Origin of the sequence: Agathobaculum sp. LCP25S3_E8, from assembly GCF_052117165.1 — a bacterium.
Lineage (GTDB): Bacteria > Bacillota > Clostridia > Oscillospirales > Butyricicoccaceae > Agathobaculum.
Map to the genome: position 1 here is coordinate 84,156 of NZ_JBQKJR010000004.1, position 9,152 is coordinate 93,307.

Annotated in this window: 15 protein-coding genes; all 15 read right to left on the minus strand. The window is 57.3% G+C overall.

What is annotated here, in order from left to right; translation table 11 throughout:
* Positions 1-28: 28 nt before the first annotated feature.
* Positions 29-250 carry a cysteine-rich KTR domain-containing protein gene (locus ACTQ34_RS03050; protein WP_441362445.1) on the minus strand — a complete coding sequence of 74 codons (222 nt, stop codon included), beginning with the start codon at positions 248-250 and terminating at the stop codon, positions 29-31.
* A gap of 87 nt (positions 251-337) precedes the next feature.
* Positions 338-1,087, minus strand: coding sequence for a rolling circle replication-associated protein (locus tag ACTQ34_RS03055; RefSeq protein ID WP_441362446.1), 750 nt, complete (start codon positions 1,085-1,087; stop codon positions 338-340).
* A 161-nt stretch (positions 1,088-1,248) separates the two neighbouring features.
* A complete protein-coding gene (locus tag ACTQ34_RS03060; protein WP_297274533.1) occupies positions 1,249-1,914 on the minus strand; it encodes a DNA methyltransferase in 666 nt (221 codons plus the stop codon).
* The gene (locus ACTQ34_RS03065) at positions 1,911-2,528 is read right to left on the minus strand and encodes a hypothetical protein (protein ID WP_441362447.1); all 618 of its coding nucleotides are present in this window, start codon (positions 2,526-2,528) and stop codon (positions 1,911-1,913) included. Before ACTQ34_RS03065 ends, ACTQ34_RS03060 begins: the two co-directional genes overlap by 4 nt.
* The gene (locus ACTQ34_RS03070; RefSeq protein WP_441362448.1) at positions 2,525-2,848 is read right to left on the minus strand and encodes a hypothetical protein; all 324 of its coding nucleotides are present in this window, start codon (positions 2,846-2,848) and stop codon (positions 2,525-2,527) included. The genes ACTQ34_RS03065 and ACTQ34_RS03070 overlap by 4 nt, the downstream gene beginning before the upstream one ends.
* Positions 2,845-4,401 (minus strand): ParB/RepB/Spo0J family partition protein, encoded by a 1,557-nt coding sequence (locus ACTQ34_RS03075; protein WP_441362449.1) that lies wholly within the window; start codon positions 4,399-4,401, stop codon positions 2,845-2,847. Before ACTQ34_RS03075 ends, ACTQ34_RS03070 begins: the two co-directional genes overlap by 4 nt.
* Positions 4,385-5,185, minus strand: coding sequence for a ParA family protein (locus ACTQ34_RS03080; protein ID WP_441362450.1), 801 nt, complete (start codon positions 5,183-5,185; stop codon positions 4,385-4,387). The genes ACTQ34_RS03075 and ACTQ34_RS03080 overlap by 17 nt, the downstream gene beginning before the upstream one ends.
* Positions 5,182-5,532, minus strand: a complete 351-nt coding sequence (locus ACTQ34_RS03085) for a hypothetical protein (protein ID WP_441362451.1) — start codon at positions 5,530-5,532, stop codon at positions 5,182-5,184. The genes ACTQ34_RS03080 and ACTQ34_RS03085 overlap by 4 nt, the downstream gene beginning before the upstream one ends.
* Before the next feature lie 11 nt (positions 5,533-5,543).
* Positions 5,544-6,863: a replicative DNA helicase gene (locus tag ACTQ34_RS03090; RefSeq protein WP_441362452.1), complete on the minus strand. Its 1,320-nt coding sequence runs from the start codon at positions 6,861-6,863 to the stop codon at positions 5,544-5,546.
* Positions 6,854-7,621 carry a hypothetical protein gene (locus ACTQ34_RS03095; protein ID WP_441362453.1) on the minus strand — a complete coding sequence of 256 codons (768 nt, stop codon included), beginning with the start codon at positions 7,619-7,621 and terminating at the stop codon, positions 6,854-6,856. The genes ACTQ34_RS03090 and ACTQ34_RS03095 overlap by 10 nt, the downstream gene beginning before the upstream one ends.
* Positions 7,622-7,721: 100 nt before the next feature.
* Positions 7,722-7,922, minus strand: a complete 201-nt coding sequence (locus tag ACTQ34_RS03100; RefSeq protein ID WP_441362454.1) for a hypothetical protein — start codon at positions 7,920-7,922, stop codon at positions 7,722-7,724.
* An 84-nt stretch (positions 7,923-8,006) separates the two neighbouring features.
* The gene (locus tag ACTQ34_RS03105) at positions 8,007-8,486 is read right to left on the minus strand and encodes a helix-turn-helix domain-containing protein (RefSeq protein ID WP_441362455.1); all 480 of its coding nucleotides are present in this window, start codon (positions 8,484-8,486) and stop codon (positions 8,007-8,009) included.
* 35 nt (positions 8,487-8,521) lie between these two features.
* Complete coding sequence (locus tag ACTQ34_RS03110) at positions 8,522-8,740, minus strand: helix-turn-helix domain-containing protein (protein ID WP_441362456.1); 219 nt, start codon at positions 8,738-8,740, stop codon at positions 8,522-8,524.
* Positions 8,741-8,941, minus strand: coding sequence for a helix-turn-helix domain-containing protein (locus ACTQ34_RS03115; protein WP_441362457.1), 201 nt, complete (start codon positions 8,939-8,941; stop codon positions 8,741-8,743). It lies immediately after the preceding gene.
* Positions 8,942-8,969: 28 nt separating this feature from the next.
* Entirely contained in the window at positions 8,970-9,149 is a 180-nt protein-coding gene (locus ACTQ34_RS03120) for a hypothetical protein (RefSeq protein ID WP_297274521.1), read from the minus strand.
* Positions 9,150-9,152: the final 3 nt, after the last annotated feature.

A 9,152-nucleotide genomic window follows, 5' to 3' on the forward strand; every position in this document is an offset into this window, starting at 1 on the left:
ACGGATCACCACACACTCTCGGTGGTAATCAGCTCTGGCGCTCGCTTTTCAGCTGAGGCTTTCGCTCCGGCAATGTTCCCAATGGCCGTTCGGCTCGAAGGGCGACATCGCCAATATTCACGATTGCATCAAGTTTACATTTTCGGCAGTGCAGTGGAAAATCGTGCAGCACCGTGGTTGGCAGCATCAGATGCAGTTTATTGCCGCATCGCGGGCACGTTAACCAATACTCTTGATTTTTATTGTACACTCGTTTTTGCCTCCTGTCTACGCCGTCGGCGCAGTTTCTATGCTCTTGTTCGTTATATATACATGGGTTTCGAGAAAAAGAAATAGGCTATTCGTTTTTCTTCCGTCTGCTGGGGCGACATCGTCGCGGCTTCGGGTCGGGCAACAGGTATTTGAGATACACATATTCGCCCCACTCGTTGCGCTCGGTGACCGACTCCAGCACGGTCGCACCGGGCGGCGGCTCCAGCGTCGCACGGTCGTCGATCCAATCGGATTGTACAGTCGGCCGCGTCAGTCCTTTCGACGGCGTCCACATTCGCTTGCCGTTGGATGACCCAGCCTCGCGCGGTTCTTTGGCAAGATATTCAGCCAGCGCGCGGTACTGGGTATCGTCGAGCGGTTCGATGTTGACCTGCTCACCGTATGTCCATAGCGACCGAATCGTTTCCATGTCGTTGCCCGTGCCGTTTAAGATCACATGATGATGCCAGCGGCCGTGTTCGTGCTTGCTTTCCGTCACATAGATGTATTTCAAATCAGGCAGTCCCTGCCGTCGTCTCGTTTCCCGCAACGCCCGAAAGAACTTTTTCAGATTCTTCACCGCCTCAGCGCGGCTCTGCGGCAGGTGCTCATCGTCATAGGTCAGCGTCGCAACCAGATCGCGCCGTGTGAAGTTGGCGGCGATCAGCAGCTCAAGCTGTCGGCACGCGGCCTTGAGGTTGAGCCGTCGTCGCGCTGCGCTCGACATCTTCATCTTCGCCTGCCGCACATGCTCCGCATCCGAGGGCAGCGCCGCCGTGTATGCTGTTTCAAACACCAGTCGCCCCGCGACGACTGTTTTGCGCCTTTTGGACATTTCTACCTCCGTGTTCAAATTGGACACCGATCGAAACGGGTGCAGGGAGGCCACAGCCTCCCATGCCCGTTTTGATGATTTTTCAGAATATCCGCAGATTTCGGATTTGTCAAGAGCGATTATTTTATTTACCCATGCAGGCCCATTTCAATACAGCATTTTCATTCCGCTCTCTCCATTTGTAAAAACAAATTCTCTTGAGCCGTATATATCGCAAATCGATCTTCTTGCGCCTTGAAATAGTCGGAGTCGATCTCGCACCCCACAAAATCAAGACCTGCGTCGTAGGCCGCGATCCGACTGGAACCACTCCCCAAATGCGTGTCGAGAATTTTGTCACCGGGCTTTGCGTACCGGCTGAATATCCATGCATACAGCGCAATCGGCTTTTCACATGGATGGATGCGAAATTGATGATTTTTCCCTTGCCGTTCCTGCCGCATTCCAGCCCACAAATATTTAAACTTTCTTACAGCTCCCGGAAAACTTGTCCATGCAAGTTCACAATCTGCATAATTCGTATCGCCATTGTTTTTATCCCACACAAGCCAACATGAAGCATTTTTGCCAAATGCAGCTATAAAATGGTTTGCTCCCCAAATCACTTGATGTTTTGACACACGAAAGAGCTCCGCAAAATACTCCTCCGTTGGCGGATCATCACACACTGGTTTATAATCTATTCGTTTGGCTAACTTTGCACGGCTTCCAGACTTTGCACCATTTTCGCCTATACCGTACATGGGATCTACGCAAGCCAGATCAAACGCCTTGTCCGGTAATGTCCGCATGTACTCCATGCAATCCATATTGTAAGCCATATTCATTTAACGGGTTCCACCTCCTCTCTACCAATCTGCTCGAACTCGATCACCCATACCCATGGATTATCATTCCAGTAATATGTGTATCTCTTGGTTTTATTTGGATGCTTTGGAATAGTTCTATCCCAAACGGTTTGGAAACGTTCGATGCTGAAATCTTTTGTAATGCAGGAAAGAACACCTTCCGCTCCATTACTTGGGCAGTCGCACCGTCCATCGCATCCCTCTGCTAACGCACCGGCGCAGTCAATATCCTGCAACCGCTCTACCTTAATATCCGTCACCCGCAGAAAGATGCGGGCGGCCTCGCGCGGCATGTGAATAGAAGGACGCCAAAGGATATTTTGCACCTTAGAATCTGCCTTGTACCAGAAAGTGTGTTTAGCTGGTTGCGCAAATGTCTCCCGCACCCACAGCACATCGCCGGGCTGGTATGGCGGTTTTACAATTCTGGCGCTTCTTGCTTCCGACCAATATCCCGGCCAGCAACTTTCCTTTTCCATCGGGAATAGTTTCCCGGCAGGCTGCGGTTTCACGACGCGCCTCGTCACCGTCTTTCGACCTTCCAGCAGCGCGCGCACCATTTCGGTGTTAAACAGGATCGGCTTTAGGCTCATTTCATTTTCACTCCCATCAACTTCGCCCACTGCGCATTTGCGGCGCGAGACTCGGCCAGCGCGGCGTCGGCCTGCTTCAAAACGTCCATCGGCACCTCTATGAGCGGCATGCCCTCATACGGTTTAATCAATTCAATATACCGCTGGGATGCGTCGCGTGCGGTTTTCGCCAGCTGATCCGCACGGTCAAACCGCTCCTGTTCTTTTTCATATTCCAGATCATTGAGTGCAAGGCGCAGATTGCGGTCGGACAAATCATATTTGCACATTGTTTTGATGATCCATAGCAAATCAGCCTTTGTACAGTCAGACAGGTTCATTTGCTCCCCTCCTCTGGCGGCAGCTCGGCAGACCACCATCTCACATCTACCGTCATCAGGCCATCATCCGGGAACTCGGGCAAGTACCAGCCGCCCGCGCGATAGACATAGGCGGCATAATTGCCCCGGTTGTAATTGTTATGGCTCAGCGTCAGCACCGTCTGCCCCTCCTCCGGTCGCTCGTCCGGGTACGGGTGCCAAACCGGTGCGGGCTGCGGGGCAGCTGCCTGCTGCACCGGCTCGGTGTACACTTCGTCGTCCGGGTGGAGAGTCCAGCGGACGACCTCATTCCACTCCATGATGACCGAATCGAGTCCACCGCCAAGGAACTTCCCTTCATCGACAAACCCGTCCTGATCCTGCGCAATGATGCGCGCACCATCCGGTGGCTGCACATCAGGCGAAAACCACGCTGCGCATGGCAAGCACGTTTCCTTGCCCGTGGTGATGATGGTATCTGGCGCTTCCAGGATGGATGGTGCAGCGGGCTGCGGCTCTTGCACCGCCTGCTGCATCTGCTCGTCCAGCTGGCGCAGCACCTGCGCTTTGGGCGTTGGCTCGGGTTCGTCCGCTGGCGGCGCGATCTTGCCGCTCTCCACCATGCCGCGCAGCCGCTGCACGATCTGCGACCACGACAGCTTGCCCTGAAACGACTTTTTCACTTCCAGTCCGCTGCCTGTGAGATCAAACTGCACGCCTTCCGAGTTATGTCCCCAATACCCGTAGAATTGCATTGATTCCTTGACCTCCGGTATCAGCTGGATCGCCGCCATGCTCTGGCTGTCATGCAGAACACGGTACAGCGCGGCTTCGTGTCCTTTGGCGATATGCCGCAGCAGGAATGCATCGACCACACCGTCCGACACAGTCGGCTTATCCCGCGCGGCCTTAACATCCTGCGCGCGGAAGGTTTCGCCGCGTGCGAGCCGTTGCTCGAATTCTTCCTGCACCTTCTTCGGGCTATGCGCCAGCTCGTCCGCGACCGATTCGCCGATCTGCTCACGCCGCAGTGCGCCGCGCAGCGCTGGAGACAGGTTTTTGTGAATGTACTGCATCCGGTGCACGGCAGACGCGCTCTCGCTTACTTGCTCGGCGAGGTGGTCTCGCAGACGGCCTGGCAGCTCCACGCCGCGCTCTTTCATGCTGCGCAGCGCCTTCTCCAGCAGCACTACCGCCTGCATTTTCTCGTAGTAGGTCAGCTCGCGGCTGGTCAGGTTGGACTGAATCAGCGCGACCATCTCGCTGTCCTCGCCGTCGTAGGTCTTGACGATGCAGGGCGCGTCCTTGCGTCCCAGCAGCTCAAGCGCCTTGCGGCGGCGGTGTCCGGCGACGATGCGGTACTTGCCCTCCCCTGCCGCGCATACGGTCAGCGGGCTGTACAGCCCGTTCAGCGTAATATCGTCTGCAAGCTCTTGCACGTCCTCGACCGTGAAAAAGTTGTGTTCGTTGACGATCAGCTGGGAGAGCGGGATCTGGACAACCTGCATGTCGGGCGTGTCCAATTTGAACACATCTTGCGCGACCATCGCGCCGACGTTAACTTTGCGCGCCATCTGCGCCACCTCCCAGATACTCGCGCACCCACGCGCGGTAATCGCGTGCGGCGGCCGATGTCGGTGACCACTGGCAAACCGGCTCGCGCGCAAAGGTGCTTTCGTCCACCTTGTCTGTGCGGCGGATGCGGGTGGCGAACACCGGCACGGGACAGTGCTCCCGCAGCCAGTCCTCGCCCTGGCGGACCACATCCGCGTTGTGCCACATGGTCAGCAGCACACCTACCTGCACCGCGCCGTTGACACGCCGAATGCCGTCAATTTGTCGCAGCAGCTCAGCCATGCCGTCAATCTCGAACGCGCCCGGCTTGACCGGGATGACAATATCGCTCGACGCCGCCACCGCGCTAATCGACGCGACCGAGAACGCGGGCGGGCAGTCGATCACGAGATAATCGTATGCGTCGTCCTCGATGACCGCATCGCGCAGGTCGGTGAGTACGCGCAGCGCGCGGTCGCGCGGCGTGCCGCCGTTTGCATCCCCCGGCAGACTACCGTCAAGGTCGAGCGCCGCGAGCGACATGTCCGCAGGGATCACGTCCAGTCCGCGGTAGATCGTGTGCTGAACAAGGTCGGAATAACACACGATCATGCCCTCGAACAGGTCGGCCAGCGTGCCCGGCTCGGCCGGGATGCGGTAGAACCGCGAGGCGTTGCCCTGATGGTCAGCGTCGATCAGCAACACGCGCGCATTGTACTCGGTGGCGAGGATCGCCGCGAGGTTGACCGCGGTCACTGTCTTGCCGACACCACCTTTGAGGTTGACGATACTGATGGTTTTCATGTCTCGTCGTCCTCCTCATCCAGCACGTCCTCCTCGTCCGTCCCCTCGATGATCTTGCCGCAGTACGGGCAGCAATTAAAACCGTTTTCCTCTGGACCGTCGGCTTCGAAGCGGTGCAGCGTTTCACAGAACCCACACCGCCAGACGTTGTGTTCCTCGTCTACGCACGTCCAGACGGCAAGCGAACCGTCGTCCGTGAGCGTGCGCGCCTGCGCCGGGTTGATGCCGGTTTCCTCGTAATCCTTGAGCTTGTACAGCGCGCCGTACAGGCTGTCCGGGATCTCTGCCCACGGAACGCCTTTGACGCCCCAGTTCCCGTTCGGCTCCCGGTAAATCATCTTGCTCATGTATGTACCTCCTATGCGGTTTCAATTTTCGTCTGTTTATACGGGTCGTCCTCCATCTGGACAACCTGTGCCTCGTCGAAGCCGTCCCACTGCTCGACGAAGCGCTGATACCGTCCCTCGAACCAGAATGGCAGCGTGCGGCGCGAACCGTCGCGGTTTTTCGCGATCTTGATGACGCGCAGCTGGTCGGCGTCGCACGCCTTGAACTGTTCCGGCGTTTTCAGTTTCTTCCGATCGGGCGCGCCGATGCGCAGCACCGCGTCTGCGTCCTGAAAAATCTGACCCGAGCCGCGCAGGTTGCCCTCTTTGTTCAGCTGGCTGAGCGCCAGCACTACGCGCCCCGAGCGCGTCAGCTGCTGCAGTGTTTTGGTGCTGTGCGTGATCGTGGTGTACTCGTCCGCACGCGGGTCGGACGGCTCAATCAGCTGCAAATAGTCGATGATCGCCACGTCGGTGCGCGATGCCTTGACATCGGCCGCGATCTGCTCAGCCGTGCAGCCGCTCGCATGCACGATGCGAAACGGCAGGTTAAGCAGCTTGGCCTTGGCGCGTGCCTGCGCCTCCAGCTCGGGGGCGGTGAACCGCCGCGCCTTGATGTGTCCCAGATCGACCAGCGCGGTGCGCGCCATGATGCGCTGCATCAGACGGCGCTTGTCCGTCTCCAGCGTGTAAAATGTCACGCGTGCCTGCCGCGCGAGCGCCACGGCAACCGACAATGCAAATGCTGTTTTTCCTGCCGACGGCTCGGCGGACAGGATGACATACTGCCCGAGGTTCAACTCGGTTTCGAGCGCCTGCGTGACCGACGGGAAACCCCAGTCGAGGAACTTCGGCCGCTCATCCATCTGGGAAAAGTAGTCCAGCAGCAGCGCGTTCATGTCGCTGCCGCGATCCTCGCTGCCCGACGCCAGCACGGTCTGCATGCGCTCGATCAGCGCGGCGACTTCGGGCAACGGTGCGGCGTAGGCGATGTGTGAGCGTGTCTCATGCAGCAGCGCGTCCAGCCGATAGCGGATAGAACAGTCGCGCAGCTGGCGGATGTAGGCGGCACAGTTGCTGGGCGTCATCATCATGCCGCACAGGGCTTTGACCAGCTCGATGTACTCGGTGCCGCACGCGGCGCGCACGGTGTACGGGTCGATCTGGTCGTTACGGGCGAACATCGCCCGGCAGGTGTCGAAAATGTACCGGCGCTCGCCGTTGAGAAAATCCTCCGAGCGCACCTGCCGAAACACGTCGGCGGCGTTCATCGGGGCATCCGCGATCAGCGCGCCGAGTACGCTTTGCTCCGCGTCGTTGTATAGCTTGAGCGCTTGTTCCGTCAAAGCCATGTGTACTCGTCCTCCTTGCGTTCAGGCGGGGTCGGCGGCGTGGAGTTTCCGACATACTTGCCCTCAAGCACTTTGACGATGTTGTTCTCATCCATCAGCCAGTCAAAATCGGCTCGCCAGCCGCGATCGTTGGTGCCTGTACAAAAGCTGCTGGCCTGTGCGCGGTGGAACACATCAATCAGCTGCTCCGAGGTGTACCCCTTGGCATACAGCTTCCGTACCGCTTTCGCACGCTTTTCGGTCAGCTTGACCGCCTGCGGCAGACCAGTGCAGATCGTGTTATACCGCTCCATCACTTCCAGCGGTTTGATGTTTCCGTCCGGCTTTTCCTCTTCTTCTTTTAACTGTGTTATTAACTGTTCCTTATACATTTCACCGTTTCGTGACAGGTTGTCCCCATTTGGTGACAGGGGGGTGTCACGATTTGGTGACACCTCTGCACCAAACGGTGAAATGGGCAATTTGCTCTCATCAAGCGTGTAAAACAGCGTGCGGTCATGGCTGTCGCGGTTGTAGTTTGCGGTCAGCACCACGCCCGCCTCCTTGAGTTTTTTGATGATACGCTCGATCTGACGTCTGCTCCACCACGGGAACAGCCGCTCCATGGCGCGGATGGAGTTATACGTCCAATATCGGCCATCGTGGAAGTGCCGGTCGTTAGCTTCATTCTTGGCAATCCAAAATTGAAGCATGGCGATAAAGACCGCCTCATCCACGCCGTACATCGAAGCGATCTGCCCATCAAAATGAAAAGTCACCGCCGTCCCCTCCGTTCCATCGGCTGGGTGAGCCTGTCCACCAGCATGCCAAGGGCGAGGTAGGCGCAGCCCACCCCGAGTATGGCAAGGATGGCATAGATCATACCGCCACCTCCCCTGACAATTGCTCTCGCAGTTCTCTTTCCGCCCGCGCGATCGAGCTGCGCAAGTGCGTGACAAATCCGTCCCACAGTAATAGCTGCGCAGCCAAATCAAAAGATAACCCCATTTCCGCAGCTAACGACGCAATGCGCGGCTCGAGTTCTTCCGGTATCTCGAATTTCACCTCTACGAGTTTCATGCTTTCCTCTTTCCCCCGGCGCGGCCCTCTTGACAGCGCCGGGCTTTTCCGGTATCCTGTATGTAAGTTCAATTTTACTTGCGCTCAGTCGCGGTTGCCGCCGCACTGGGCGCTTTCCTTTTGTGTTATGCTGGCGATCCATGCCATTTCGGTCAGATACGATCTGCGCATCATACGCCCAAGAATTGCCTGAAACCGCGGGAACTCGTCATCATCAATTTTTCGGTCGAGTGCGATCCGCGCCAGTTCATACGTGTCTCGATGCTCCTGTTCCGGGTCTTCGGCCTCAAGGCCGACCTCAAGCGCGAGCTGCTGCAACTCAACATTACTCTCGGGCCGATGCCAGACACAGCCCAGCGGACAGCGGTTGCAGTAATAGCCCCGCAGCCACGGCGCGCGGTACAGCTCCGCCATCTGAGCGACTTTCTCCGGTGACGGGTCGCGGCTCTCCTGCTCGATGTCCTGCAAGGCGCGCACCGACCATCCCAGACGCTCGGCTGCGGCTTCCTGCGTCAAATCCGCACCCTCACGGGCACTTTGATAAATATTTTGATAATTCCGCATCGTGGTATTTCACTCCTTTTCATGCTATAATGCGGTCAAGATGGCAACCAACCGACGCGCATTGCCGCCTGTTCGGCCATATCGGCCTTTTCTTTCGATTTCTCAAAGCGCAGAACTTCATCCGAACGGATATTCCATGCGCGACCCAGTTTGACCGCGCTCAGCTGCCCGGCATGGATATACTGCAGCACCGTCATGGTCGTGCAGTTCCAACGCTCGGCCACTTCGGCCGTGGTCATGTATTTGCTGGACAATCAGCTCACCTCCTTTTTCGTTTCATACAGTTCGTCGGTCGTGCAGCCGAGAAAGGCCGCAAGCTCAGGCATCACCTGGCAGGGTGGGTACACACCCTCCTGCTCCCATCTGACAACCGTCGGCTGAGATACACCAAAGTGCGCCGCAAGCTCAACTTGCTTGATGCCGCGCGCTTCGCGGTATCGCTTGATGCTTTTCATGGGTTTCCCCCCTTTCCGGTTCTTGTTCTCAGGAATCTGAATATACGGTCGAATGCTCAATCAGGTAGGAAGCGACTTGCGTCGGAGATGCCGCAATCGAAAAGGCTTTCACATCATTTTGCCGTATACCGTCGATAATGACTTCCTGCAATCGACCCTGCCTAAACCTCAAGATGATTTCATCATGAAATTGCAAGGATTGATCCAAGCG